This is a genomic window from Flavobacterium sp. UMI-01 (genome assembly GCF_019656315.1).
Lineage (GTDB): Bacteria > Bacteroidota > Bacteroidia > Flavobacteriales > Flavobacteriaceae > Flavobacterium.
The window spans coordinates 187,021-214,020 of record NZ_BPLU01000008.1 but is presented as its reverse complement, the minus strand read 5'-3'; the positions used below and the strand labels follow the sequence as shown (position 1 = coordinate 214,020).

The 27,000-nt window shown below is 33.1% G+C and carries 30 protein-coding genes and 1 other RNA gene; 17 read left to right on the top strand and 14 right to left on the bottom strand.

All coding sequences use genetic code 11. From position 1 onward, the window contains the following. Position 1 precedes the first annotated feature (1 nt). The 5 genes from K5R64_RS05300 to K5R64_RS05280 all read left to right on the top strand — a co-directional run bounded on the left by K5R64_RS05300 (position 2) and on the right by K5R64_RS05280 (position 5,573). Positions 2-1,402 (top strand): arginine decarboxylase, encoded by a 1,401-nt coding sequence (locus tag K5R64_RS05300; protein ID WP_220761593.1) that lies wholly within the window; start codon positions 2-4, stop codon positions 1,400-1,402. A gap of 97 nt (positions 1,403-1,499) precedes the next feature. Beyond that, entirely contained in the window at positions 1,500-2,471 is a 972-nt protein-coding gene (locus K5R64_RS05295) for a deoxyhypusine synthase family protein (protein WP_220761591.1), read from the top strand. A 9-nt stretch (positions 2,472-2,480) separates the two neighbouring features. Further along, a complete protein-coding gene (locus K5R64_RS05290; RefSeq protein WP_220761589.1) occupies positions 2,481-2,882 on the top strand; it encodes a DNA primase in 402 nt (133 codons plus the stop codon). Positions 2,883-2,977: 95 nt separating this feature from the next. After that, complete coding sequence (gene recQ, locus K5R64_RS05285) at positions 2,978-5,095, top strand: DNA helicase RecQ (RefSeq protein ID WP_220761587.1); 2,118 nt, start codon at positions 2,978-2,980, stop codon at positions 5,093-5,095. A 1-nt stretch (position 5,096) separates the two neighbouring features. Beyond that, positions 5,097-5,573, top strand: coding sequence for a DNA-deoxyinosine glycosylase (locus tag K5R64_RS05280; protein WP_220761585.1), 477 nt, complete (start codon positions 5,097-5,099; stop codon positions 5,571-5,573). Position 5,574: 1 nt separating this feature from the next. On the opposite strand, the gene K5R64_RS05275 is transcribed toward K5R64_RS05280, so the two are convergent. From K5R64_RS05275 to K5R64_RS05260, 4 genes are all read right to left on the bottom strand, one after another. Continuing rightward, positions 5,575-6,090, bottom strand: coding sequence for a DinB family protein (locus tag K5R64_RS05275; protein WP_220761583.1), 516 nt, complete (start codon positions 6,088-6,090; stop codon positions 5,575-5,577). An 11-nt stretch (positions 6,091-6,101) separates the two neighbouring features. Next, the gene (locus K5R64_RS05270; protein ID WP_220761581.1) at positions 6,102-8,687 is read right to left on the bottom strand and encodes a phosphoenolpyruvate carboxylase; all 2,586 of its coding nucleotides are present in this window, start codon (positions 8,685-8,687) and stop codon (positions 6,102-6,104) included. An 88-nt stretch (positions 8,688-8,775) separates the two neighbouring features. Next, the gene (locus K5R64_RS05265) at positions 8,776-9,255 is read right to left on the bottom strand and encodes an Lrp/AsnC family transcriptional regulator (protein ID WP_072943262.1); all 480 of its coding nucleotides are present in this window, start codon (positions 9,253-9,255) and stop codon (positions 8,776-8,778) included. Positions 9,256-9,333: 78 nt separating this feature from the next. Further along, complete coding sequence (locus K5R64_RS05260; protein WP_220761579.1) at positions 9,334-10,488, bottom strand: M14 metallopeptidase family protein; 1,155 nt, start codon at positions 10,486-10,488, stop codon at positions 9,334-9,336. Positions 10,489-10,800: 312 nt separating this feature from the next. Between K5R64_RS05260 and K5R64_RS05255 the strand changes: the two genes are divergently transcribed. Further along, positions 10,801-11,250 (top strand): helix-turn-helix transcriptional regulator, encoded by a 450-nt coding sequence (locus tag K5R64_RS05255; protein ID WP_220761576.1) that lies wholly within the window; start codon positions 10,801-10,803, stop codon positions 11,248-11,250. A gap of 63 nt (positions 11,251-11,313) precedes the next feature. Here K5R64_RS05255 and K5R64_RS05250 read toward each other — a convergent pair whose 3' ends face one another. Next, the gene (locus K5R64_RS05250) at positions 11,314-12,318 is read right to left on the bottom strand and encodes a hypothetical protein (RefSeq protein WP_220761574.1); all 1,005 of its coding nucleotides are present in this window, start codon (positions 12,316-12,318) and stop codon (positions 11,314-11,316) included. Between the two features lie 247 nt (positions 12,319-12,565). Here K5R64_RS05250 and K5R64_RS05245 point away from each other — a divergent pair, with 247 nt between their 5' ends. After that, positions 12,566-13,231: a spermidine synthase gene (locus tag K5R64_RS05245; RefSeq protein WP_220761572.1), complete on the top strand. Its 666-nt coding sequence runs from the start codon at positions 12,566-12,568 to the stop codon at positions 13,229-13,231. A gap of 38 nt (positions 13,232-13,269) precedes the next feature. Here the strand turns inward: K5R64_RS05245 and kdsB are convergent, their stop codons facing one another. The 4 genes from kdsB to K5R64_RS05225 form a co-directional block, all read right to left on the bottom strand. Continuing rightward, entirely contained in the window at positions 13,270-13,995 is a 726-nt protein-coding gene (gene kdsB, locus K5R64_RS05240; RefSeq protein WP_220761571.1) for a 3-deoxy-manno-octulosonate cytidylyltransferase, read from the bottom strand. A gap of 207 nt (positions 13,996-14,202) precedes the next feature. Continuing rightward, the gene (locus K5R64_RS05235) at positions 14,203-15,624 is read right to left on the bottom strand and encodes an ATP-dependent RecD-like DNA helicase (RefSeq protein WP_220761569.1); all 1,422 of its coding nucleotides are present in this window, start codon (positions 15,622-15,624) and stop codon (positions 14,203-14,205) included. Positions 15,625-15,709: 85 nt separating this feature from the next. After that, positions 15,710-16,306 (bottom strand): MarR family winged helix-turn-helix transcriptional regulator, encoded by a 597-nt coding sequence (locus K5R64_RS05230; RefSeq protein WP_220761567.1) that lies wholly within the window; start codon positions 16,304-16,306, stop codon positions 15,710-15,712. A gap of 111 nt (positions 16,307-16,417) precedes the next feature. Beyond that, entirely contained in the window at positions 16,418-16,651 is a 234-nt protein-coding gene (locus K5R64_RS05225; protein WP_220761565.1) for a thioredoxin family protein, read from the bottom strand. Positions 16,652-16,899: 248 nt separating this feature from the next. Between K5R64_RS05225 and K5R64_RS05220 the strand changes: the two genes are divergently transcribed. Together K5R64_RS05220 and K5R64_RS05215 are read left to right on the top strand one after the other, a co-directional pair. Then, complete coding sequence (locus K5R64_RS05220) at positions 16,900-17,706, top strand: DUF3822 family protein (protein ID WP_255580303.1); 807 nt, start codon at positions 16,900-16,902, stop codon at positions 17,704-17,706. Further along, on the top strand, positions 17,703-18,281 hold the full coding sequence (locus K5R64_RS05215) for an RsmD family RNA methyltransferase (RefSeq protein ID WP_220761564.1): 579 nt from the start codon (positions 17,703-17,705) through the stop codon (positions 18,279-18,281). The genes K5R64_RS05220 and K5R64_RS05215 overlap by 4 nt, the downstream gene beginning before the upstream one ends. Positions 18,282-18,424: 143 nt before the next feature. Here K5R64_RS05215 and rnpB read toward each other — a convergent pair. Beyond that, positions 18,425-18,762: RNase P RNA component class A (gene rnpB / locus K5R64_RS05210), an RNA gene on the bottom strand. Between the two features lie 117 nt (positions 18,763-18,879). Between rnpB and K5R64_RS05205 the strand changes: the two genes are divergently transcribed. From K5R64_RS05205 to K5R64_RS05185, 7 genes are all read left to right on the top strand, one after another. Beyond that, positions 18,880-19,176 carry a hypothetical protein gene (locus K5R64_RS05205; RefSeq protein ID WP_220761563.1) on the top strand — a complete coding sequence of 99 codons (297 nt, stop codon included), beginning with the start codon at positions 18,880-18,882 and terminating at the stop codon, positions 19,174-19,176. A 271-nt stretch (positions 19,177-19,447) separates the two neighbouring features. Next, on the top strand, positions 19,448-19,921 hold the full coding sequence (locus K5R64_RS05200) for an SRPBCC domain-containing protein (RefSeq protein ID WP_220761562.1): 474 nt from the start codon (positions 19,448-19,450) through the stop codon (positions 19,919-19,921). Positions 19,922-20,381: 460 nt separating this feature from the next. After that, complete coding sequence (locus tag K5R64_RS17140; RefSeq protein ID WP_255580302.1) at positions 20,382-20,504, top strand: hypothetical protein; 123 nt, start codon at positions 20,382-20,384, stop codon at positions 20,502-20,504. Positions 20,505-20,544: 40 nt separating this feature from the next. Next, the gene (locus K5R64_RS05195; RefSeq protein WP_220761561.1) at positions 20,545-20,913 is read left to right on the top strand and encodes a hypothetical protein; all 369 of its coding nucleotides are present in this window, start codon (positions 20,545-20,547) and stop codon (positions 20,911-20,913) included. A 144-nt stretch (positions 20,914-21,057) separates the two neighbouring features. Beyond that, positions 21,058-21,324 (top strand): DUF1801 domain-containing protein, encoded by a 267-nt coding sequence (locus K5R64_RS17285; RefSeq protein WP_308443153.1) that lies wholly within the window; start codon positions 21,058-21,060, stop codon positions 21,322-21,324. Beyond that, positions 21,309-21,512 (top strand): hypothetical protein, encoded by a 204-nt coding sequence (locus tag K5R64_RS17280; protein ID WP_308443152.1) that lies wholly within the window; start codon positions 21,309-21,311, stop codon positions 21,510-21,512. Before K5R64_RS17285 ends, K5R64_RS17280 begins: the two co-directional genes overlap by 16 nt. Positions 21,513-21,542: 30 nt before the next feature. Beyond that, positions 21,543-22,082 carry an SRPBCC family protein gene (locus K5R64_RS05185; RefSeq protein ID WP_220761560.1) on the top strand — a complete coding sequence of 180 codons (540 nt, stop codon included), beginning with the start codon at positions 21,543-21,545 and terminating at the stop codon, positions 22,080-22,082. 84 nt (positions 22,083-22,166) lie between these two features. Here K5R64_RS05185 and K5R64_RS05180 read toward each other — a convergent pair whose 3' ends face one another. From K5R64_RS05180 to K5R64_RS05165, 4 genes are all read right to left on the bottom strand, one after another. Further along, positions 22,167-23,117 carry a phosphoribosylaminoimidazolesuccinocarboxamide synthase gene (locus K5R64_RS05180; protein WP_220761559.1) on the bottom strand — a complete coding sequence of 317 codons (951 nt, stop codon included), beginning with the start codon at positions 23,115-23,117 and terminating at the stop codon, positions 22,167-22,169. 114 nt (positions 23,118-23,231) lie between these two features. Beyond that, on the bottom strand, positions 23,232-24,044 hold the full coding sequence (locus tag K5R64_RS05175; RefSeq protein WP_220761558.1) for a Cof-type HAD-IIB family hydrolase: 813 nt from the start codon (positions 24,042-24,044) through the stop codon (positions 23,232-23,234). An 84-nt stretch (positions 24,045-24,128) separates the two neighbouring features. Next, positions 24,129-24,944, bottom strand: coding sequence for an SDR family NAD(P)-dependent oxidoreductase (locus K5R64_RS05170; protein ID WP_220761556.1), 816 nt, complete (start codon positions 24,942-24,944; stop codon positions 24,129-24,131). A gap of 77 nt (positions 24,945-25,021) precedes the next feature. Further along, a complete protein-coding gene (locus tag K5R64_RS05165) occupies positions 25,022-25,972 on the bottom strand; it encodes a PhoH family protein (protein WP_220761554.1) in 951 nt (316 codons plus the stop codon). A gap of 195 nt (positions 25,973-26,167) precedes the next feature. Between K5R64_RS05165 and K5R64_RS05160 the strand changes: the two genes are divergently transcribed. After that, positions 26,168-26,995, top strand: coding sequence for an S-adenosyl-l-methionine hydroxide adenosyltransferase family protein (locus K5R64_RS05160; protein WP_220761552.1), 828 nt, complete (start codon positions 26,168-26,170; stop codon positions 26,993-26,995). Positions 26,996-27,000: the final 5 nt, after the last annotated feature.

Below are 27,000 nucleotides of genomic sequence, written 5' to 3'. Positions count from 1 at the left end.
AATGAATACTAAATATTCGGACTTAATTAATCAAACTTATTATTTTCCTCAAGAAGAATTTACCTTAAACAAAGACAATCTTTTGTTTCACAACATCGATTTGATGAAACTGGTTGAACAATATGGTACTCCTTTAAAATTTACTTATTTACCTCAAATTTCCAACAACATCAACAAGGCCAAAAATTGGTTTCGTAAGTCGATGGAAAAAAATAAATATGAGGCAAAATACTACTATTGTTATTGCACCAAAAGCTCTCATTTTGAATATATTATGAACGAAGCTTTCAAGAACAACATTCACATTGAAACTTCATCTGCTTTTGATATTAATATAGTTGAAAATTTACTGCAAAACGGTAAAATCAACAAAAGCACTTATGTGATTTGTAATGGTTTTAAAAGAGACCAATACATTGAAAATATTGCACGATTAATCAATAACGGACACAAAAACACCATTCCAATTATTGATAATTATGAAGAATTGGATTTGCTACAAGCTGAAATCAAAGGCAAATTCAAAATTGGAATTCGTATTGCTGCCGAGGAAGAACCTAAATTTGAGTTCTATACTTCTCGTTTAGGAATTGGATACAAAAACATTGTTAACTTTTACAAAAAACAAATTCAGGACAATCCAAAATTGGAACTGAAAATGTTACACTTTTTTATCAATACGGGTATCAATGACAATGCTTATTATTGGAATGAATTAGTGAAATGTATCAAAGTGTATATTGCTCTTAAAAAAGAATGCCCAGGTCTTGACGGATTGAACATTGGTGGTGGTTTTCCTATCAAAAATTCATTGACTTTTGAATACGATTACCAATACATGATTGACGAAATCATCAATCAAATCAAGATTGCTTGTGATGAAGCGGAAGTAGATGTACCTAATATCTTTACAGAATTTGGTTCATTTACGGTAGGCGAAAGCGGTGGCGCTATTTACCAAGTTTTGTATCAAAAACAACAAAACGACAGAGAAAAATGGAACATGATTGACTCCTCATTCATTACCACTTTACCTGACACTTGGGCGATTAACAAACGTTTTATCATGTTAGCAGTCAACCGCTGGAATGATACTTACGAAAGAGTATTATTAGGAGGATTAACTTGTGATAGCGACGATTATTACAATTCGGAGCAGAATATGAATGCCATTTATTTACCTAAATATAACAAAGAAAAACCGCTTTATATTGGTTTTTTCAATACCGGAGCTTATCAAGAAACTATTGGTGGTTACGGAGGATTACACCACTGTTTGATTCCACAACCTAAGCATATATTAATAGACCGAGATGAAAACGGTATCTTAGGTACGGAAGTTTTTTCAGAACAACAAACCTCTGATGAAGTATTGAAAATTTTAGGTTACAACACAAAATAATAATTCAAATAAGTATATAGTTAAATTAAAAAATCTTTACATTTGAAATTAGAATCCTTTTCAAATGAATGATTTTAATATCTTTAAAAAAAATAAAATGAGCAAAGGACCTATTAGCCAATTTATAGAAAAGCATTATTTGCATTTCAATTCAGCTTCTTTAGTAGATGCAGCAAAAGCATACGAACAACAATTAGCCAATGGTGCTAAAATGATGGTGAGTATGGCTGGCGCCATGAGTACAGCTGAAATTGGTAAAATATTCGCCGAAATAATTCGTCAAGACAAAGTACAAATCATTTCTTGTACAGGAGCCAATCTTGAAGAAGACATCATGAACTTAGTAGCTCATTCTCATTATGAAAGAGTACCACACTATAGAGATTTAACACCACAAGATGAGTGGGATTTATTAGAAAGAGGATTAAACAGAGTTACAGACACTTGTATCCCTGAGCATGAAGCTTTTAGACGTTTGCAAAAACACATTTATAAAATATGGAAAGATGCTGATGACAAAGGAGAGCGTTATTTCCCTCATGAATTCATGTACAAAATGTTGCTTTCAGGTGTTCTAGAAGAATATTACGAAATTGATCTAAAAGACAGCTGGATGTATGCAGCTGCTGAGAAAAACTTACCTATTGTTGTTCCAGGATGGGAAGACAGTACCATGGGAAATATTTTTGCATCGTATGTGATTAAGGGAGAATTAAAAGCTTCAACGATGAAATCAGGAATTGAGTACATGACTTTTCTTGCTGATTGGTATCCAAAAAACAGTGAAAACGGAATAGGATTTTTCCAAATTGGTGGTGGAATTGCAGGAGATTTTCCAATCTGTGTTGTACCAATGTTGTATCAAGATATGGAAATGCATGACGTGCCTTTCTGGAGCTATTTTTGCCAAATTTCGGATTCTACCACTAGTTACGGGTCTTATTCAGGAGCGGTGCCAAATGAAAAAATCACTTGGGGAAAACTAGACATTACAACTCCTAAGTTTATAATAGAATCAGATGCTACTATTGTAGCACCATTAATTTTTGCTTATTTATTAGATTTATAGAATATCATTATGAAAAGAGTAATTGTTGATTACGCAAAACTTACAAACGAAATCCTAAACTTATTAGTGGATAGATTCCCTGATGGATATGATGATTCAGATATAATTCGTTTTAGAAATGCTAAAAACGAATTAGTTGAAGCTGTAGAAGTACGCACTGAAGACACTATTTATTTAGTAAAAGTGAGTACGAAACTTGCTGACAGAATCGAAAATTATGATGAAGATGATGAAATTGATGACGTAATCGAACCAATTGCACCTATCAAAGGTTTGGACTTAGATGACGACATTAGTGATGACGATGATGACGATGATAATGATGATAAACCAGAGTTAGACGATGATGACGAAGACGATGATGATCGCAATAGCGCTTCTGACGACGATGACGAAGAGGATGAGGACTAATTAACTTCATAACAATAAACTAAAGGAACTCCTTATCAAGAGTTCCTTTTTTTATATTCACAAACCACAACCCACACTTTCTTTGACTCTATTCCATGACAACTGCTACGCCACTTCATCAAACGCTTAAAACTTTTTTTGGTTTTGAAAAATTTAGACCCAATCAAGAAAAAATCATAAGTGCAATTTTGGACAAAAAAGATGTCCTCGCAATTATGCCTACCGGTGGCGGAAAATCGATTTGTTTTCAATTACCAGCTTTATTATTTCCTGGGATTACGATTGTAATTTCGCCTTTGATTGCTTTAATGAAAGACCAGGTCGATAGTTTAAAAGCCAATGGAATTGCCGCTTGCTGTATTAACAGCAGTCAGTCAGATCAAGTACAACAAGCACATATTGAGGCGATACTTCGTAACGATATCAAACTTGTATATGTTGCTCCAGAAAGTTTATCATATTTAGAAAACACATTTAACCAAATAATTGTCAGCTTAATAGCCATTGATGAAGCGCATTGCATTTCATCATGGGGACATGATTTTAGACCAGCGTACACTAATTTAGGTTACTTAAAAAACCGCTTCCCCTCCACTCCTATTCTCGCTTTGACCGCAACCGCTGACAAAGCCACACGAACGGATATTTGCCAACAATTAAATTTACACAATCCAACCGTTTTTATTTCGTCATTCGATAGAAAAAACCTGAGTTTAGAAGTACGACCTGCCTTAGACAGAGTAAAACAAATTATAGATTTTATCGAAAAAAAGCCTCACGAATCTGGTATTATTTATTGTTTAAGTAGAAAAACAACCGAAGAACTTGCTGAAAAATTACAGAATTCAGGAATTAATGCCAAAGCGTACCATGCTGGATTAGACAATCTTGTCCGTGCTCAAACACAAGATGATTTCATCAACGATGATTGCCAAGTGATTTGTGCAACGATTGCCTTTGGTATGGGGATTGACAAATCAAATGTACGCTGGGTGATTCACTATAATCTTCCAAAAAACATCGAAGGATATTACCAAGAAATTGGTCGGGCGGGCCGCGATGGACTCCCCTCAGAAACCATTTTATTCGAAAGTTATGGAGATGTTATTCAGTTACAGAAATTTGCTTCTCAAGGTTTAAATGCAGAAGTACAGCTATCAAAATTAGAACGAATGAAACAATATGCCGATGCCGTAAGTTGCAGACGCAAAATATTGCTTTCGTACTTTGGTGAAATCGTTACTGAAAATTGTGGTAATTGTGATGTATGTAAAAATCCACCTGAATTTTTTGACGGAACTATTTTGGCTCAAAAAGCACTATCAGCAATAGCTCGCTTAAAAGAATCAGAACCTCTACCAGTAATAGTTGATTTTTTGAGAGGCTCTAAAAACGCACATATTTTTGAAAAAGAATATCAAAATTTAAAAACCTACGGTGTAGGAAATACTGTTTCTTGGCATGATTGGAATCAATATATCATTCAATTGATTAATCATGGTTATTGTGAAATTGCCTTTCATCAAAAAAATCATATCAAACTTACTTCTTTAGCTCATGAAGTTTTATTTAATGGCGAAAAAGTACAATTAACCACCGTTCATAAAACGACTTCTGAAAAAGAAATTCTTAGAGAAACCAAAATCAAGCCCAAAAAAGATACTCTTTTTGAAGTATTACGCAAATTACGTTACGAACTTTCTAAAGAAGAATCGGTACCAGCTTATGTTATTTTCAGTGATGCGGTCTTACGTGAAATGGAAATGAACCGCCCAATGAGTGACGATGAATTACTTGCCATTGATGGTGTAGGAAAAGCCAAACTAGAAAAATATGGCACTACTTTTATAAAAGCCATTATTGAATTCCATAAAAACAAAGCTATAAAACCAAAAAATGAAAAATCAACATACAAAGAAACACTAGCTTTGTTTGAAAGTGGCTTATCTCCTGAGGCTATTGCAGAAAAGCGTAGTTTAGGCGTGAGTACTATCATGTCGCATTTTGCTAAATTATACCAAGACGGTCACGTAATAGATTTGTACCAATTTGTTTCCAAAGAAGATGTAGCCCAAATTGCAGCCGCCAAAATAAGTCTTGAAAGCCCTAGTGCCTTGAAACCCTATTTTGATTATTTTGAAGAACAAATGCCGTATGACAAAATCCGCTTGGCTCTAGCAATCATTGAAAAAAGAAACCAAACCAACTTATAATATGATTTATTCTTTTGCTCCTTATGTAAATTCTAAAACAGAGATTTTAATTCTAGGTACCATGCCTGGAATTGCTTCGTTGGAAAAACAAGAATATTACGCACACAAAAGAAATCATTTTTGGAAAATCATGTACACGCTACTCGGAGAATTACCTGTTTCTGAAGTTTTTGAAGAAAAAATTAAAGTATTAGAATCGCATAAAATAGGTCTCTGGGATGTGTTGCACTATTGTGAGCGCAAAGGAAGTTTGGATATTCATATCAAAAACCAGAAAGAAAATGATTTTGAAACTTTGTTCAAAAACTATCCTTCTATTAAAAAAATCGCTTTCAACGGAAAAGAAAGTCATCGGTATTTTACTAAGAAATTTGGACATATAAAAGGCATCACGTATTATGTGATGCCTTCTACAAGTCCAGCTAATACTATGACTTTTGAAAATAAATTAAAAATCTGGGCTACTATTTTGGGATAGTTTAAAGGTACCTTTCTTCAAATATTTTTTGGTGGTGTTTTTGATGTCCAATCGTTAAGAAACCTAAAGCTCGCACTGAAACCGAATGTTCAGAAACAGTCCCTACTCTCATTAATTGTTCATCAGTCAAACTTTTGAAAAGAAATAAGGTCGAAAAACGAACGGCTGAAAATTCAGCTAATAAATCCTGAATAGTCCTTGAATTGGCATCAGTATTGTCAACAAAAAGATTTTCATCAAAACCTGGTAGAAAAGTCTTGTCATTTCTTGAAATTCGCATGGCGCGATAAGAAAAAACTCTTTCTGAATCAATCAAATGCTGAATAATCTCTTTGATTGTCCATTTGCCTTCAGCATAACGAAAATCAAATTTATCCATTGGTAAATTTTGCACAAACTTGATAAATTGATGAAGACTTATTTCTAAGTCTTCAATCAATTCAACATTATCTAATGCTTTTATATAAGTAGCAAAAAAAACAGAATACTCGCTTTCATGTAATTGACTAGCGTTCATCTATAACTAAATTATGCCGAGTTTCTACTTGCATTGGTATTACCAAAAAGCGAACGCATTACAATTTTCTCATACACACTAATAAGTTGTGTATCAGGATTTTTTTCTTTGTTCAATTCATTGATACGCAACAAAGCATATTGCTGTATCGTTAACAATGGCAATACGATACGTTCTCTAATTTCAATTGAAGCTTTACCATCAGGATAATTTTCCATCAATTCTGTATGACCTGCAATTTTCAACAACAAACGTTTTGTGTCCAAAAACTCATCATATATCATTTGCCAAAACTCTCCAAATTCAGGATCGTTTTTCATGTACGCTGTCAATGGGAAAAATGATTTAGCCAATGACATCATACTGTTTTCTAACAAGGTTCTAAAGAACATTGAATTATCATATAACGCTTGAACTTTATCCCATTGTCCTACTTCTTCAAAGTGTTTCAAGGCTGCACCTACACCATAAAACCCGGGAACATTTTGTTTTAATTGGCTCCACGATCCTACAAACGGAATAGCTCTTAAATCTTTAAAATCCAGTTGCGCCGATTTGCTTCTTTTGGAAGGTCGGCTTCCAATATTGGTTTTTGCATAGTACTTCAACGTACTCATTTGCTCCAAATAAGGAATAAATTTAGGGTGATTTTTGAAATCCAAATATTTTTGGTACCCCAATTGCGACAATTGTTCCATCACCGCTTTATCTTCTGGAGAGAAAATATTAATCTCTCTATTAAATACTTGATTAGTAACCCCAGCACTCAATAAATTCTCCAAATTATAACGGCAAGAATCTAAGGTTCCAAAATTAGAACTAATTGTTTGCCCTTGAACTGTAACTTGGATTTCTTTGTTTTCGATATTAGGCCCTAAAGAAGCATAAAATTTATGTGTTTTACCACCACCACGTGCTGGAGGCCCACCACGACCGTCAAAGAAGATTACTTCAACATCGTATTTTCTCGAAATAGCTGTCAAAGCTTCTTTTGCTTGATAAATACTCCAGTTAGCCATCAAATATCCTCCATCTTTGGTTCCATCCGAGAAACCTAACATAATAGTTTGAATATTTCCTCTTCTTTTCAAATGACTAGCATACATTGGATTAGTATATAACTTCTCCATTACATTATGAGCATCTAATAAATCTTCTACAGATTCAAACAGAGGAACTACATCAACGGTTGGATTTTCCCAATTAGTCAAATGAATCATGGCTAATGTTTCCAGTACATTCAATGCGCTTTCATTATTACTAATGATGTAACGGTTTGCTCCTTCTTCACCATTTTTCGCTTGTATCACTTTAATTGCTTGGATCGATTCGATTGTAGCTCGAGTCATTTCAGCTTCAAAATCTTTCGAATCTAAATCCCCTTTAACTTTTGCTAAGACTTCAAATTTTTCAGCTTCAGATAATTCATAGTAATTGGCTGGAAAAACAGAAGCATCTGTTTTTTGATAATAATCAAAAATATCTTTGAAAACAGCATCATGTATGCGACTGTTTTGACGAATATCTAAACTAGCAAAATAGAATCCAAATAAATTGACGTTGATGATTAATGATTCTAATTCATCTAAATACAATGATTCGTGCTGCTCAATTACAATACTTCTGATTTTATTCAACTGTGCTTTTAACTCGTCCAAAGTGATAAAAATATCCCCTTGTGAATAAAACACGGAACGGTATAATTTATTTTCTAATTCAGCTACTAATACATCTACATTAAAGAAAGTAAGTTTTCTTTTAAGTTTACGCACTTCCATATAGTAGCATTTTAAAATTGACGTTCTTAAACGATCAGCTACTTTTAATGTAATTTCAGTAGTTACAAACGGATTCCCGTCACGGTCACCACCTGGCCAAAAACCTAATTTAATAATTGGATTTTCGATATTTTGCCCTGGAAAAACATTTTTTTGCAAATAGTGAATCATATCACTAGAAGTAGGATAAAAAACGTTCTCTAAGTACCAAATCAAACTTACTGCCTCATCAAAAGGCGTTGGTTTTTCATTTTTAATAAAAGGCGTTTTTCCTAATTGCGCTAACAATTGTTTGATTCCAAGTAAATTGTTTTCTCTAATTGCTTGAGTCAAATCATTAATAATTCCCAATACAGGTCCAGGATAAAATTGTGTAGGATGTGCCGTTAAAACGGTTCTAACATTGAAATTTCTTAAAAAATCAATAAGCTCTTCTTGCTTACCCTTAGCATCTGCCTTTTCTTTAATATCTCGCAACGAACCTCTACCTTCCATATTATTAACAACTGGAAAAGCAGCATCTTCTACGGCATCAAATAGTACAATTTGACGCTCAATGTACTGAATAAAACGAAACATAATGTCAATTTTATCCTTTTCAGTAGCGCTATGCAAGTATTTGTTTGAGAAAAACTCCATAATTTCTTTTGGAGTCTCTTGCTTTTTGAAACCTGTTTCGCAAACCTCTGTAAACAAAGGCAGCATTACTCCTGTATTATCTATCGAATCAAAAGGCAATGTAATAAAAACACTATTGTAAATGTTATATTTCGAAAGGACATTTTGATTAAACCGTTCAATTTTTGGGAGTGTGTACATAATTAAATCGTTATTTTGGATTGGATTTTATAAAAAAATAACCCCAAGAACAAACTTAAGGTTACTATAAATATAGCTTTTAAGTGAATTACATGTTTTTGAAAATAGTATGCATCAAACGCTTTTTGTCGTTGATGCTTTCTTCAAGGGAAATCATAGTTTCTGTTCTGTAAACTCCATCAATATCATCAATCATAAAGATGACATCTTTAGCATGCTTAGTATCTTTAGCTCTAATTTTACAAAATATATTGAATTTTCCAGTAGTTACTGATGCTACAGTAACAAATGGAATTTCGTTGATACGCTCTAAGACAAATTTAGTTTGGGAAGTGTTATTTAAGAAAACACCTACATAAGCAATAAAAGAATAGCCTAGCTTATCGTAATCTAAAACTAAGGAAGATCCCATGATAATCCCTGCATCTTCCATTTTTTTAACTCTAACATGCACGGTTCCAGCAGAAATTAATAACTTTTTCGCAATATCTGTGAAAGGCACTCTCGTGTTATCAATTAACATATCTAAAATTTGATGATCAACTTCATCTAAACGGAACTTACTCATATCTCTTTAATTAATTTAATTAACAGCTTTTACAAAAACATAAAAATATACATAAAAATGAAAAACTGATGCAAAATATTACTTTTTTATCAATCCATTAACAAATTCTATATTATTTTCTAAACAGAAATTCGCTTTTTTGTTTAATTGCGGAATACCACCTTCTTCATCCCGATACGATGCCCCTTGAGCATCATATTCTAGATGACCGAAGCGATTTTCTAAATCTCCTATTTCAATAATGTAGGCATTGAAAACAATCTTCCCATCAATTATTTCTTCCTTATACTGTGCAGCAAAATTCGTTATTTTTTCAATACCATCATAATTTATTTTTATGTTTTTGTATTTAAAATCATAAAAAGACTGTTTATTTTGAGGAATATTTAAATAATCTTCAATTCCATTAAGAACTACATCGTTTTCGCTTAACAATTTAAAACTTGTAACCAAAGCATAAAAAACAAACTCTCGAGTCACTTCTCGCTCATAATCCCCTGGATAATGCCCTGCTTCAAATAAAATTGTGGGAACCCCTAAATATTGGAAGGTATCACCAATACAATTAATATTAAACGAATCATCAAAACGCCCTACTTTACCCGGTATAAATTGTTGCAGAGTCGCATTTATTCCTGCGATAAGTTCAATGGCTTTTAATCGAGAAGCATTAATTTCCCGCTCTTCATTATAGGAAGGAGCCAAAAAAGACATCGTTGCAGGTTCACCCGTCATATCAACACCAAAAATAGTCCGTTGATCATGAAGGTTAAAACAATAATCCGGCTGAAACAACTCAAAAGTTTTACGCAACAACTGACTTTCAGGCTGTGTTAAATCCTGCGAATCTCTATTCAAATCAATTTTATTCGCATTCTCGCGAGTATATAGCCTAGCTCCATCAGGATTAAGCATAGGTAAAGCACAAAAAGTAAAAGTGTCTAAAAGTTTTTTAGCAAAAGAGGAACCGCTTTTTAAAAGATTGAAAAAATCAAACAATCCTTTAGTAGTTGTACTCTCATTTCCATGCATCTGTGACCATAGAAAAATTTTTGTCTGACCAGTCCCAATTTGAATCTTATAAATTGGTTCTCCTAAAACCGATTTTCCAATAATAAACAAATCACTGACAGCACTTAATGTATTCAACAAAGGAGTTAATTCATCCAAAGTTAAATACCTCCCTTTAATCGACAACTCTTTATATTCGTTATACAATTCCTTTAAATCCATAATTCAAATTTTAATTTACAAAAGTAAACATCTTTGTTTTTACAATTGTAAACATCTGTTTTTATTTAAAAATTAGATTTGTAAACACAGTACATCGTTTTTTAATGCTTAAATTTTCAAAAACAAGCTAGCCGTGATTACAATTAAATAAAAATAAAATAAAACTATAAAAACCAATTACTTAAGTCAATATAATTAAAGTCATACCTTAAAAAAGCATAACAAAAAAGCATGATAAACTTCCTTCTAATTGTTTATTGTATTTAATTTTTTTACATTTGTAACAATAGTAATCCAATTAACAATTTTACAATGGTAAACACAACTGATTTCATAAAAAGATTGGAACTTATACTAGATTATTACGGTTTAAACGCTTCGGCTTTTGCTGATAAAATAGGTGTTCAACGTTCAAGCCTATCTCATCTCCTTTCGGGGAGAAACAAACCTAGCCTCGATTTTATTTTAAAAATTCTAGATGAATTTCCTGAAATAGACTTGTACTGGATACTAAATGGAAAAGGACAATTCCCAAAAGAAACCGACGAAGCAATTCCACAAAAAAGCACAGAACATCCTCCCGCAATTCCAGAAGTTTCTCAAGATTTATTTAGTAGTCAATCTTCTGCTACACCTCTTCCTAAATCTACCCAAAGCAACGCAACTAAAGAAGTTAGTATGCAGCAAACCATAGAAGCCGAGATTGAAAAAATAGTTGTTTTCTACAAGAATGGCACCTTTAAAACCTATTCTCCTGAATAAAAAAAAGAACCAACTTAGTCAGACTAAATTGGCTCTTATCCTAAATAAATTAACTAACCTTGATTATTTCCTCAAAACAAAAATTGATGTCACCCCCGCTTCCGTTCTTGCACTCAATGGAGCATAATCGCCTGATGCGCTTGGAGTACTATAAATCAATACCTGTCCACCTCCGTTAAGTCTTTCAGCTACATAAATATTTTTTGAAACATTATCGTACGCTACATCCACTGGATTCCCTAATAACGATTTTGGCCCGTAAATTCTAATTTGTTTGTCCATAGTAATTTTTCCTGCTGCAGCTGTCGAAGCAAATACAGAAGAAAAATTATTAATTAAAACCAATCCTCCATCAGTAGCTGAAGTAGCACTTCCTACATCCGTTAAAACCATTACATTATCCGAGGCCGAATACGTAATTCCGTGAGTTCTTATTAATCCTTCAATAGTCACTCGTTTCGTAGCGGTAATAGCGCCAGATGCATTGTTTTCAAAATTTTTAAACTGAACAATATCACCCGTCAAATCTACTACAGCATACAAATCACTACCATCCATATGAATACCCCATAATTTAAAATCAGTAGTGAAAGTTTTTAACAACGTAATGCCTGCATTATTTCTTTGGTATAAAAACAACTTGTTCAAATTTCCATTAGCAGCAATTTGATCTTGAACTACAACGATTTTATCACCATACACAGCCGTTTCTCTTGCATTTAAAAAATGTCCAATTTCACTGCTTAACGATAACGATAAATTATCTGTTCCTGCTAAAACCCCTGCTTTTATCCCTGTATAAGTTTCTAGTTTGTTATTTGTTCTAGAAGCTACTGTAACCGCATCGGCTTGACTATCATACGATATACCCTCTGCGTCTAGTGAAGCAATGGTAAAAGATTTGACCATTGGCGAACTTTCTAATAAATTAGTGTAGGTTATTTTTCCAGAAGTATTACTAGAAGTTACTTGTGCTAACTCCTTTGAATTGTTGTTGTTTTCATCATTGTTATCACAAGATGAAAAAACCAAAAGAACCATCGAAAGACAAATAAATACTTTTTTCATGATTAAAACATTTAGAGATTAGTACTTATTTACGAAAGAAAACACCTAATGGTTTTAAAAATTTTATTTTTTTTTTAAAATATTTTCTGTTAAGAAATTACAACACTTTATCTTATCCTTTTAGCTTCATTAAACCCATTAAAACTAGTTAATAGAGGAATGCATTAGAATTCTTTATTGCTTTTGTAAGAAAACAATAAGTGCTGGTAAAGAATTTAAACTTATTTTTGATGAAAACCATTAATAGATGCTCAAAAAAATTCTAAGTTATTTATTCCCTATTACCGTTCATTCCGAAAAATCAACAGTTAGCAAATCAATTGATGTAAACTGGGAAAATGGTGCATTAGTAATGGATTCTAAAAATACTAATTATTCATACGGAAACCTTCAGGAATTCTTGAAATTAGGTTTAAAAGAAATTGGCTTTGAGAAAATAAAAAACATGGAGCATATTTTGGTTTTGGGAGTAGCTGGAGCTAGTGTCGTCAAAACAATAATTAATGACATTGATTACAAAGGTCGAATTACAGGTGTTGAAATTGATGCCAATATTATAACAGTGGCTAATAAATATTTCAACATCCATAAAATTCATCAACTCGAAATTGTTATTGATGATGCTTTTGAATTTGTATTAAAAACCAAAGACCAATATGATTTAATTATCATCGACCTTTTTCAAGATACTCGAATACCTAGTTTTGTTTATGAAAATTACTTTAGAGATCGAGTTTGTTTTTTACTTAAAAACAAAGGCGCTATTCTGTTTAATACCATATTATTAGATTCTAAACAAAACCAACTAAACGAAACTTATATCACGAGTTTTTACAAAGAAAACTTCACCATCAGAACTATCCCGAGAGTTGAAAAACACAACGAATTAATATTGATTGAAAGAGTGGATTAAATAGATTTAGTGGCAAACTACTCTCAAAAGACAAAACTCTATAGTAGCTTTCTGGCTTTCTCTAAATCTTCTTTGGTATCAATGCCAATACCAGCATGAGTAGTTTCAATCATTTTAATTTGTTTACCATATTCTAAATAACGTAGTTGCTCTAATTTTTCAGAAGCTTCTAACGATTTCATTGGCAAATGATAAAAATCCATTAAGGCTTGTTTTCTAAAAGCATATACCCCAATGTGTTTCATAAAACGAACACCTACATTTTTCTCTCTAGGATATGGAATTACTGAACGTGAAAAATACAAAGCAAAATTACTTTGATTCACTATCACTTTCACATTGTTAGGGTTGTTGATTTCTTCTTCGTCTTTGATTTCATACATCAACGAAGCCAAATCAACCTTTTTATCAGTGTCGTATTTAAACACTTCAATAACTTCTTTTAGCGGTTCCGCATTGATAAAAGGTTCGTCACCTTGAACATTGATAACGATATCTACATCCATATTTTCAACAGCTTCCGCAATTCGGTCACTCCCCGATTCGTGTTCCTTGATACTCACAATGGCTTTACCGCCATGATTTACAATTTCGTCAAAAATCAAATTGGAATCCGTAACCACAAATACATCATCAAATAATTGAGTGCTCAAGGCTGCTTCATACGTTCTTAAAATCACTGTTTTACCCCCTAAATCCTGCATTAATTTGGCATGGAATCGTGTTGAGGCATATCGGGCGGGAATAACTGCTATTATTTTCATATAAATTTTAGGTTTGCCATGAAGACAAAAAAGTACAATGTTTTCATTTGACTTTTTTCATTAAACAAATATAATAGATTCAAATGAGAAATAGAATTTCATCTAATTAATACAAAAATTACACCATCTTTACCGTAGTCGTAGTGAAAGAACCTGCTATTTTTTTATTATTGAAAAACTTCAATGCCTTACTGCTTTTAAAAAGAATTACTGGACAAAACTTTCATCTTTAAAACCTATCAAATACAATTTGTTTTTAGCACGGGTCATTGCAGTGTATAACCATCTAATGTAGTCTCTATCAATGCCGTTAGGTAAATAAGGTTGTTCTACAAAAACAGTGTTCCACTGCCCTCCTTGTGATTTGTGGCAAGTTATCGCATAAGAGAACTTTACCTGCAAGCCATTGAAATATTCATTGGCTTTCACTTTTTGAAATTGTTTGTATTTGGTTTCTCCTTCATAATCTTTCAGTACTTCTTGATACAACCGATTCGATTCTTCATACGTCAAGGAAGGAGATTCACTTTTTATCGTATCCAATAGCAAAACGGTTTCAAAAGGTTTTTGATTAGGATAATCGACCATTCGGATTTTGACTTTGGCAAACTTGAAACCGTACAATTCGATGATTCTAAATATTTCTAAAACTTCAATGATATCCCCATTCGCGATAAAACCAGCTTCGTCCGAATCTTTGAGCCAGAAATAATTGTTCTTCACCACCATCAAGAAATCTCCTGTTGCCAATTCACTTTCTTTGTCAAGAATTTTAGAGCGAATTTGCTCATTGTATTGATTAGCCCTTTTATTGGAACGAACAATAAATGCAGTATCCTCAATGCTATAATTGCTATAAGCTGAATTGATAGCGTCCTGAATATCATACCCATCGACTAAACGCACGATGTCCTTAAATTTTCGAACATTAAATTGAAAATCAGTAATAAAAGAATCTTTTAGTAATTCCCGGAGTTCAGTGGCATTGAATAAAATTCCAGAATCTTCTTCCTGACGCATCACCTCGTCAAGTTCAATATGATCCACCTCTTTATTATAATGTAAACTCAGTGTATCAATATCTAATGCTGGACTAATATCTAAATTCACAGGAGGCAACTGAGCAGTATCTCCTAATAAAATCATTTTGCAATTGGTTCCCGAATAAACATAGGAAATCAAATCATCTAATAAAGAGCCATTAGCATACAACTTTGAATCAGAATCCACATCCGAAATCATGGAAGCTTCATCCACGATAAAAATTGTATTTTTATGTTTGTTGGGCTGCAAAGTAAATGATACGCCTCCCCCTGAGGTTTTCTTAGGGAAATAGATTTTTTTATGGATTGTAAAGGCTGGCTTTTCAGAGTAGTTCGCAATTACTTTGGCCGCGCGACCAGTAGGTGCTAGCAACACGTATTTTTTATTAATTTCAGTAAGGTTATTGACTATGGTAGAAATGACAGTTGTTTTTCCTGTTCCCGCATATCCTTTCAATACAAAAATGGAATCGTTATAAGTATCCGTTAAGAAAATAGCAATTTTTTGAAAAAAAATATCCTGTTGGTACGTTGGAGAAAACGGGAATTTCTTTTTTAAAAGACTGTAAAACTGTGAAGAATTCATTTAGGATAAGAATTGAAAAACGAATTTCAAAGATAGCTTTTAAAGCTGGTTTAAAGGCTATGATTTTTATCAAAATTCTAAAAAATCATGCTGGATTGAACTCTCCACAATCCATTCTAATAGCTTCGACTTCTAATTCTTGATTGAGTAAACCACAAAAAGGCTTGTCGTTTTCATTCGAAAAATAATGACAATTGTAACAGCTTCTCTGAATAGTGATAATATTCATCTTGTTCAATTGGAGAATCATACTAGAAATGTTTTTCCAAAGAGTTATTTTATCTTCAATAGATGATTGCGAGACAATCTCCGTCAGCGGATTTGTAAAACTTTCAGTTTCAAAAACAATTTCTTCACCTCGTGCCGTTAAAATAACTCGATAACTTCTTGTATCTACTGCATCAACCACTTTTTGGATGTATTTTTTTTGTTCCAAAATCTTAATCGTTTCACTAACTGTGGGTTTTGAGATATTAAATTCTTGTGCCAAATAGCTCACAGTACATTGATTTGAAGCATGGTGCTGAATAAAAATTAACAATTGGATTTGAATAGGAGAAAGATTAAACGCTTTGGATTTTTCCCAAAGTAAAGTTTTAAAAACTTGAGATATACGTTCTAATCCTGCAACAATTTTATTGTCAAGATTGGAATTTTGTTCGTTTAAATTAAAAACTGACATACTCTCTATTTTAAATAACATTTCATTAAATGTAAAAATAAGTGTTTTTCCATTACTGATTTCTAAAAAATTATCCCTGCTGCAGATTAATGACAACAGGGATAATCCTTGTTAGTTCTTTAAATCTTCAATGGATGCTCCAAAATTCAAATGCAATACATTTCCTTTTGGTGTTACTAAGGCAGGAACTGAAGTAACTCCTGCTTTTTCAGCTTCTTCGATTTTGGACTTATCCTCACCTAGATGAATGATTTGAACATTTTCTTGTCCAATTAAATCAATTACATCTTGTTCAGCGCTCACACAGACAGGACAGCCTGCATGATAAAAAACAGATTTGCTCATAATTATACATTTTTTGGTTAAACAATATTTAGATTACAAATATAGTTAGTTATCCTAACTATTTATAATCATTTAACATACTTTTAAAAAACAAGTTCCCATAAAGGGTTTTAAAAAAATTTCATTTAAAAAGTACTTAATAAAGGAAAATAAGACAATGCATTCTTTACAAATAAGGCTTAAGGATATAATTGTTTTTTGAGATTTGAATTTGTAAGTTTGCCTAAATAAAAATACCAACTGTACACATGAATATTACCGAAAAAAAATATAAAAAGCTTTCCATTCAGGTTTCCTTGACTGGACTTTCTTTTTGTTGTTTCGATACTTTAAATGGTACGGTTTCTTCTTTTTGTGAAGTAAATTTTGATCCAATCGATAGAGGTATCAAAATTGAAGAATTATTTTCAGATGCTTTTGAGAAACATCCAGAGCTGAATGAACGATATGATGATGTGACGATTATTCACAACAACAACCTCTCCACCTTCGTACCAGCAGCATTATTTGATGAAAATTATTTAGGTAGTTACTTACAATACAATACCAAAGTATTCGAAACTGATTTCTTTGCTTTTGATGAAATTAGCAACTACCAAATTAATTTGGTTTACATTCCGTATGTAAACATGAATAATTATTTCATCGATAAGTTTGGAAGTTTTGATTACAAGCATGCCAATAGCATTTTGGTAACCAAGTTAATGGATGCATCCAAAAACAACGATACCAAAACAATGTGGATTCATTTTGCACAAGGTCATTTTGAAATTGTTATTATTCAAAATCAAAAATTGCTATTGTTTAATTCATTCGAATACCAAACTCCCGAAGACTTCTTATATTATCTATTGTTTACTGCCGAGCAACTCCAGATGAATCCTGAAAATTTCCCGTTGGAATTAATTGGTGATATTACAACTGATAGTCCTTATTACAAAATCGCTTATAAATTCATCCGCAATGTCAACTTGAAAGATGTTGAAGACTTGCGATGGAATAATTATTTTTCTGAGGTCGAAAACAGAAAACATTTTATACTTTTCAACTCATGAGAATCATTTCAGGAAAATACAAAGGCCGACGTATCACTCCTCCTAAAGGACTTCCTGTTCGTCCCACAACCGATATGTCCAAAGAAGCATTGTTTAATGTTTTGAACAATCATTTTAACTTTGAAGGTTTAAAAGTATTGGATTTATTTTCAGGCACTGGAAACATCAGTTATGAATTTGCTTCTAGAGGAAGTTCACCTATTACTTCAGTAGATGGTGATTTTGGTTGCGTAAAATTTATCAAACAAACTGCCGCTCAATTTGACTTTAATATTGCGGCTGTAAAAAGTGATATTTTTAAGTTTTTAGAAAAAAACAACGCCACTTACGACATCATTTTTGCCGATCCTCCTTACGATTTTGACCAAGCTACTTTCGAAAAAATAGTTTTAATGATTATTGAAAAAAATAGTTTGAATGAAGACGGAATGATGATTATTGAACATTCAAAATACACCAAACTTGACCACATGATGCATTTTTCATTTAAGAAAAGTTATGGTGGCTCAATTTTTAGTTTTTTTGAACCCAATATTACCGAAGAAATTCTCGATGGTGATGGTGAAGAGGAATAGTTTTAGTTGGTTATTTGGTTAAATAGTTAACTGGTTAATCGACTATCCTAAACAATTAACCCCTAAACGATTAAACTCTAAAAATCACCCCATAAACGATTAACTCTAAACGATTAACCTCTAAACGATTACCTCTAAACTATAAAAAAAACAGACCTATAAGCCGGATTCTGTATTCGCCTAAGCGAACCCTTATCATTTATCTAGACTTACAATTACTCATAAGTTCCATCTATCTACCCTTCAGCGTCGGGCGAGAAACCCTTATTCCGAATTAACGGAAGCTGATATACTTGATATTTCACCGCATAGAGTTTACCTGGTTTCACTACAGCATTACCTGTACATACTTTCTGTTGCACTTGTCCTAATTTATTCTGAAATGAATTCAGAACAAACCGACGGGTGTTACCCGCTATGCTTCTCTGTGGTGTCCGGACTTTCCTCCCCGATACATCGGGACGATAAGGCGGTCTGTGTTGCAAATTTACATTATTTAAACTGTTTTTTCATTTTAATAAATACACTTTAACAGGAGATTTGTAAATAATTAATTTTAAAATAGTTATCTTTAAAGTACAACTTAAAAACTATTATTATGTCCAAAATGTATCATTATACTTCAGTAGCCAAAGCTTTAGACCAGCTTCACGAAAAAGGATTTACCTACGATTTTAATCTCCATGAAGAAGACATTGTAAAAAATCCCAGTAAATACGAAATTGTGCATATCTATCGGTATGAAGGCGATTCTAATCCTGATGATGAAGCGGTTGTTTATGGTATCAAATCAAGCTCAGGAAAAAAAGGCGTTTACGTCGCTGGTTTTGCCGCCAATTCCATCAACGAAGCACATGAGACACTCATTCAATTGAGTATAAAAGGACGAAATTAATCCTAAAATATAAATCTGCAATGCATAGCTACAGTTACAGATTTATATTTTGCTGGATTTTCACTTCGATTGATTACAAAAAAAAACAACCTATTTTGATAAGAATCATTTATTGTTATACTATAGGGACTTGCTTAAAAGAATCTATAACCTCCTTTTTATATTATAGATGGAGTGTTTGGAAAATTGTTATTTAAAATAACTGATTTATATCTAAAAGTTATTCTCCCAAAAAAAACTTACATAAAGGAACGTTTAACACTTACAGAATATGGTAAAACTACAATTCAAGACAACAATTAATGCATCTGCTGAGAGCGTTTATAATGCGATGCTTGGCAAAAACACCATTGAAACTTATCAACAATGGACATCTGTATTTAATCCTACATCAACTTATGAAGGAGGCTGGGATAAAGGAGCCAAAATCTATTTTATTGGAACGGATGAAAATGGAAAAAAGGGAGGAATGGTCTCTGAAATTGCTGAAAATATTCCATTTCAATTTGTTTCCATTCGTCATTACGGTATCTTGGATGGTGAAATCGAAATTACCGATGGTCCAGCCGTTCAAGAGTGGGCAGGCGGCTTCGAAAATTATTCCTTTAGTGAAAAAAATGGCGTAACTACAGTATCGGTAGCAATCGATGTTACCAATGACTTTGTTGCATATTTCAATACTTCGTGGCCAAAAGCGTTGGTTGCGCTCAAAGACTTAGTCGAAAACAAAAACACTAACCTATAAAACATCTTCAATCGTGCTTAAATTTGAAGTCACGATAGGCTATTTTATTCAACGAACTTTCCGAACTATTCCAAATAAATTTCAATTTATCAATATACGTTTTCCCGCCCCAGACCGAAGCGGTAGCCCCGATAAGTTGATGGCTATTTTTTTACTGGCACTAGAGAGCGACCAAAGAAAGCTCCTCTAGTGACTTGTAAAAAAAGCCACCAACTAGAGGGCTATAGCAAAGGGCTGGAATAGGCGCCATAAAAAACTGTGAATTTTGAAACTTTTTTTAATTCTTATATAAAAAAAATGTTGATTAAATTCCGAACTTCACTTTCTAATAACCAACAGTATTTCAACTAAATAAGGTTTACCTCATTAAGGCCGCCTTTCAACAAAACGGAGAAAAGATAACCCGTTATTACAACTGTTGTAAAAAATAATTCAATTACTAACTTATAAAGATGGCGTTATGAATAAATTATTAAGAGGTCTCTTGGCGGGCTATGGAGCCAAAAAATTAGGCGGAGGTTGCTTCAGTACTATTCTAATCTTTATACTGATTTGGGTATTATTAGGTCAATGTAGTCATTGATTAGTTATAAAAACCTCGAAAGAAAATTAAATTTAATGTTATGGAAAGAAAAAAAACAGAAGCGCTTGAAACAAATGCTTCGCAAACGGATATCAAAAAAAATTGTCAGGAAAACAATCCCCTTGAAGACAAAAACACTGATTTACCCTTGAGTAAAGAAATTGAAACGGATGCCGACGGAAATCAAATGGTTGTGGATAGAGCTCGAAATCCTATTGAAAGCCCTGAAGAAATTCCGAACGAGATAAAATTGGACAATCCTAATGCCAATCGAGGGGTTACTACTGACAAAGAAGCGATGAAAACCGTCGAAAACAAAGATTTGAATTCAGATGTTACTCCCAATCGTTACCCTGCGAGTCATCCTGATAATCACAAAGACAGAGGAAATATGAAGTTAGACGAATAACGCTAATGTTTGTCATTGACTGATTCAAAAAAGTAAAAGCAATGCATAATCATAAGGATGTTTGAGGTATGCAACAAATTATGTGAAGAATTTGATAAAAAGAACCTTCTTTTTCACTAAATTTATACTGGATATTCACTGCTTATGCCATCTAAAGCGCTTACGATTAAAGATTATTTAAACGAACTTTCACCCGAGAGGAAAGAAGTTATGCAAAAACTTCGAGAAACTATTTTGCAACACCTCCCTAATGGTTTTGTCGAAGAAATGAATTATGGAATGATTGGTTATGTAATTCCAAAATCAGTTTATCCCCCCGGGTATCATTGTAATCCAAAATTCCCTTTGCCTTTTATCAATATCGCTTCTCAAAAAATTATATTGCGTTTTACCACATGGGTTTGTATGTAAATCCTGAACTTTTACAATGGTTTATTTCAGAATACATCCTTCGTTACAATACCAAGCCGGACATGGGAAAAAGCTGTATTCGATTTAAAAAAACGGACAAACTTCCGTTACAACTCTTGGGAGATTTAGTACAAAAGATTACCGCAACAGAATGGATCAATTGCTACGAAAAACAACTAAAAAGATAAATTATTCTGTTCAACTTAAAACTAACATCTATGAAAATTATTAAAAAAATACTCTTCATTGTTTTGGGATGTATTGCATTATCCTTATTGGTTGCACTTTTTATGCCCAATAATTATGCTGTTGAAAGAGAAATTATCATCAACCAACCCAAAGACACCGTCTTTAATTACCTCAAATTTTTAAAAAATCAAGATGAATTTAGTGTTTGGTCAAAAAAGGATCCTGACATGAAAAAATCATTTTCAGGTACCGATGGAACCATAGGTGCTATCGCTGCATGGGAAAGTCAAAACGAACAAGTAGGGAAAGGCGAACAAGAAATAAAACAAATTATCGAAGGAGAACGAATTGATTTTGAATTGCGGTTTAAAATCCCTTTTGAAGCAAACGACAACGCTTATTTCACTACAGAAAAAATTACTCCTAACTCCACTAAAGTAAAATGGGGCTTCAACGGAAAAATGCCGTATCCCATGAATTTGATGCTTCCTATAATGAATATGGATAAAATGCTTGGTAAAGATCTCCAAAAAGGATTGGAAAATTTAAAAGTCATTTTAGAAAAATAATTTGGCCAGTTCTAAAAGAAAATGCCTGTAATTTCCTTTTTTGAAAAATTACAGACATTTTAATATTAACCTGAATAGAATCGATTATTGTGCTAAAAAAGCCAATACGTTTTTTTCAATCCTTTGATCTATATTGGAGATATCAGCTTTGACAAATTTTTCCCCAATAATATTTTCATACAATTCAATATACCTTTCAGATACTGTTCCGATATAGGTATCTGTCATTTCAGGAATTTGTTGTCCTTCTTTACCTTGAAAGCCATTTTCCATCAACCAACGTCTAACAAATTCTTTTGATAACTGTTTTTGTTCCACCCCTTTGTCTTGTCTTTCTTGATACCCTTCAGCATAAAAATAACGAGAAGAATCAGGAGTGTGAATTTCATCAATTAAAACAATTTTTCCTTCTTTGGTTTTTCCAAATTCATATTTTGTGTCCACTAAAATCAGTCCTCGACTAGCTGCTATTTCTGTACCTCTTTGAAACAAAGCACGAGTGTACTTTTCTAAAACCACATAATCTTCCTCGGTCACCAAACCATTTGCTAAAATAGCTTCTCTAGAAATATCTGCATCGTGTTCACCATTATCCGCCTTAGTTGTTGGTGTAATGATAGGTTCAGGAAATTTATCATTCTCTTTTAGTCCTTCGGCCATGGGTACGCCACAAATTTCTCTTTTACCTAGCGCATATTCACGAGAAGCGTGTCCTGATAGATACCCGCGAATAACCATTTCAACTTTGAATGGCTCGCACAAATGTCCAACAGCAACACTTGGATCAGGAGTAGCAATCAACCAGTTAGGCACAATATCAGCGGTCAACTCCATAAATTTAGTAGCAATTTGATTTAGAATTTGACCTTTATATGGAATTCCTTTTGGTAAAACCACATCAAACGCTGAAAGTCTGTCAGTGGCAACCATAACCAGCAACTCGTCATTGATATTGTAAACTTCCCTTACTTTACCTCTATAAACTGATTTTTGATTAGGAAAATTAAAATTAGTGGTGGTAATTGTATTGCTCATTTGCTAAAATGTTGTGTTGTTTTATTTGAAGCCACAAATTTAGGATTATTTTATAAAGTTACACAACAAATCCCAGAATGTTATTTACAGCTTATTGTAAGATAAATTATGTTTTTAATTAACTAGTTTATCAAATAAAAATTGAGCGACACCATCCATAGCATTTGTATCAATTACTTCTAAATGAGCCAATTTATTTTTTAAACTCTCAGGAGCATTCCCCATTATCATCCCTTTGTAAGCTGCTACTAACATCTTTTCATCATTAAATCCATCACCAAAAGCAATAGTTTGTTCAAAATTATAATTTTCTAGCGCTAAAATCTTTGCAATGGCCACACATTTATCAACCGAAGTATCCATAAATTCCAAACAATGTGGCAAACTAAATGCCGAAACTACTTTTTGAGCATGTTTTTCTAAAATTTGGTCTCTTAACGCGACCAGCTTTGTGTGTTCTTCGTGTGTAAAAAACAATTTAATGGTACTAAAATCTTCTAAGGTGTTAAAATCGACCAACTCTGGCTTATAATTCATTTCTGGCTGAAAATTGTTCAATTTTTCATTGTGTTTATTGGTTTGCCAGACTGTTTCTTTATATAATACAGTAGTAAATTCATCTGGAATTCCAATTTCAATAATAGACTTAATAGTTTCGCTCGCTATGTCAAATGAAAAAAGCAATTCTTTGTGAGGATTGTGAATTCTGGCTCCATTAGAAGTAACTAAATACACTGGAAACCCTAATGGCTCCACCAATGGCATGGCATCCAAATGATGACGACCTGTAGCAACAATAATTAAATATCCTCTTTCGTGGAGCGTTCTAAATATCTTTTGGGAATAATCAGAAATGGTATGCGAGGGATTAAGTAAGGTACCGTCTAAATCTGTAATAATTACTTTTACATTGCTCCAATCCTCCATAAAGTTTTTTTTGGCAAAAATATTCTATTCCCATGATAAATAAAACCCGTATAACAGCAATCATGAGGATTTAACGCTAATTTATCATTTAAAAACGGAGCGACGTATCATTCGAGCAAACATTTGATACCCTAATCGTTTTCTAGCGATATGTAGAAAATTAGCATCAAAACCAATGGTGTGCCTTTTAAAATTTTTGGACGGATTTTCAGCAATTTGAAGCAGTTCTTCAACAATGGATTGTTTTAAATCAACATTTTTTTTGGTTTTTTGAGCCAAAACTTCATCAATTTTACGCATTAAATTAGCATACGCTGTAATGGATGTAGTAGTAGATTTGACAACATTTTTTTGAAAATTAGAAGGCGTATTACCAAACTGAACTGTAGTAACACTTATATTAAAATCGAGTAGTTCATACGCCATACATTCTGAAAAACTTTCAACTGCATGTTTGGTCGAATGGTAAAAACTTCCTAATGGCAAATTAACTAATCCCGCAATCGAAGTAATATTAATAAACTGTCCGAACTTTTGTTCACGGAAAACAGGAATAAAAGCCCGACATACTTTGACAACACCTAGCCAATTAATTTCTACAATACGCTCTATTTCATTATCGCATGCCAATTCAACAAAACTTCGGTACCCTACTCCAGCATTATTAATTATGGTATCTATTTTAGGAAATTGCAAGAGTATATCATTTTTGCATGTTTCAATACTCGCTGTCGAAGTCACATCCAATGCAAAACAATGAATATTGTCATAAGGTTCAAATTCTTTTTTTTCCTCTAAACAGAGCATTGTGGCAATTACACTCCAACCTTTGTTAGCAAAATACAAAGCTGTAGTTTTTCCTATTCCTCCACATGCACCAGTTATCAATACAGTTTTCAATTCTATTCTTTTTTGAAATCAATAATAATAAAAACGACCTCAAAAAGAGGCCGTTGCATTTCTTTATTGTTTTTTTATTAATCGTTATTTTCTGTGTATTTGTATGCATCAATGACTTTTTTAACCAATCGATGCCTTACAATATCTTTATCGTCTAGATAAATAATTCCGATGCCCTCGATGTCTTTTAAAACCAATAACGCTTCTTTTAATCCCGAAATCGTACGACGCGGTAAATCAACCTGTCCAGGGTCACCTGTAATCATGAATTTAGCATTTTTTCCCATACGAGTCAAAAACATTTTCATTTGAGAATGAGTGGTATTTTGAGCTTCGTCCAAAATAACAAAAGCACTATCCAAGGTACGTCCACGCATAAATGCCAGAGGTGCAATTTGAATGATTCCTTTAGTGATGTAATCTTCTAATTTTTCATGTGGAATCATGTCTCTCAACGCATCGTAAAGCGGTTGCATATAAGGATCTAATTTTTCTTTCATATCTCCAGGAAGAAAACCTAGATTTTCACCTGCTTCAACAGCAGGTCGTGTTAGTATGATGCGTTTTACTTGCTTTTCTTTTAAAGCCCTAACGGCCATTGCTACCCCTGTATAAGTTTTTCCGGTTCCTGCTGGACCTACGGCAAAAACCATATCGTTTTTGTTGATGGTATCTACTAATAGCTGCTGATTAGGCGTCATGGCTTTAATCATCTTCCCTCCTACACCATGAACCAAAATTTTATCATTAATAGTCGTTTTTCTATCCTCGTCTCCATCTCCTAGAATAACACGTTCAATCACATTGTCATCAATATTATTATATCTTGAAAAATGCAATAACAAGCGTTGGAATCGTTTTTCAAATTCATCTAAGATGTCTTTTTCTCCAAAGGCCTTCAACGTTGTGCCTCTCGCCACAATTTTTAGTTTCGGGTAGTATTTTTTAATCATTTCAAGATGAGTGTCTTGAGCGCCCCAAAACTCTTTTGGTGCGATGTCTATTAGCTCGATGATTCTTTCGTTCAAATTGTGTAGTTTTAAATTAACATTTATCCAACTAATTTTCTAATGCGGATAGGAAGTACATCTTAATCTATTTCCTAAATTGAATGGAATTTGTTTTTCGTTTTTTGTGTTTTTGAAATTACTATTATTAGCTTTGCATTTCTCAAATTTAATAAAAATTAGTTTTAGAATCCAGTAATAGTTATAAACAAAATTATGTCAATAATTACCCTTACTACCGATTACGGCTTGAAAGATCATTTTGTAGGTGCGTTGAAAGGGAAACTATTATCAGAGTATCCAGAAGTTACCATTATCGACCTTTCGCACGATATTGACCCATTCAACACTGTTGAAGCCAGTTACGTAATCAGTGCTGCTTATTCGAGTTTTCCAAAAGGTACTGTACATCTCATAGGAGTGGATTTAGAATTAAATAAAGAGAATCAGCATATTGCCATGCAGTGGAACGATTCTTATTTCATAGCAGCTGACAATGGGATTTTAAGCATGCTTTCGCAAAGGATTGTCCCTCAAAAAATTGTTTCTATCAACATTCATGACCGTTTACCTAATGACGCCACAGATTTGGATGTTTTTGTAAAAGTAGCTTGTCATATTGCCCGTGGCGGATTACTCAATGTTATCGGCAAAGAAATAAGTGCTATCAAACAAGTAACTGAATTACAAGCCATCGTATCCGAAGACAATAATTCACTCAAAGGGCATGTTATTTATATTGATCATTTTGGGAATGTGGTTACCAATATTTCGAAACAACAATTTCTAGCGGTAGCCAAAGGGCGTCCTTATGAAATTGTGATGAAAACCAAAAATATTAAAACAATTTTACCTCGATATTCTGCCATTGCCATATCCGATAAATACCCTATAAAAAACTATGAGGGAGAAAAATTAGCCATTTTTAACGAAGCAGGCTACCTCGAAATTGCCATATTTAGAAGCAACCCTTCTACTGTAGGTTCTGCCCATAGCTTGTTAGGCCTTAACTATAGAGATATTGTGCTCATACAATTCAAATAAATGTA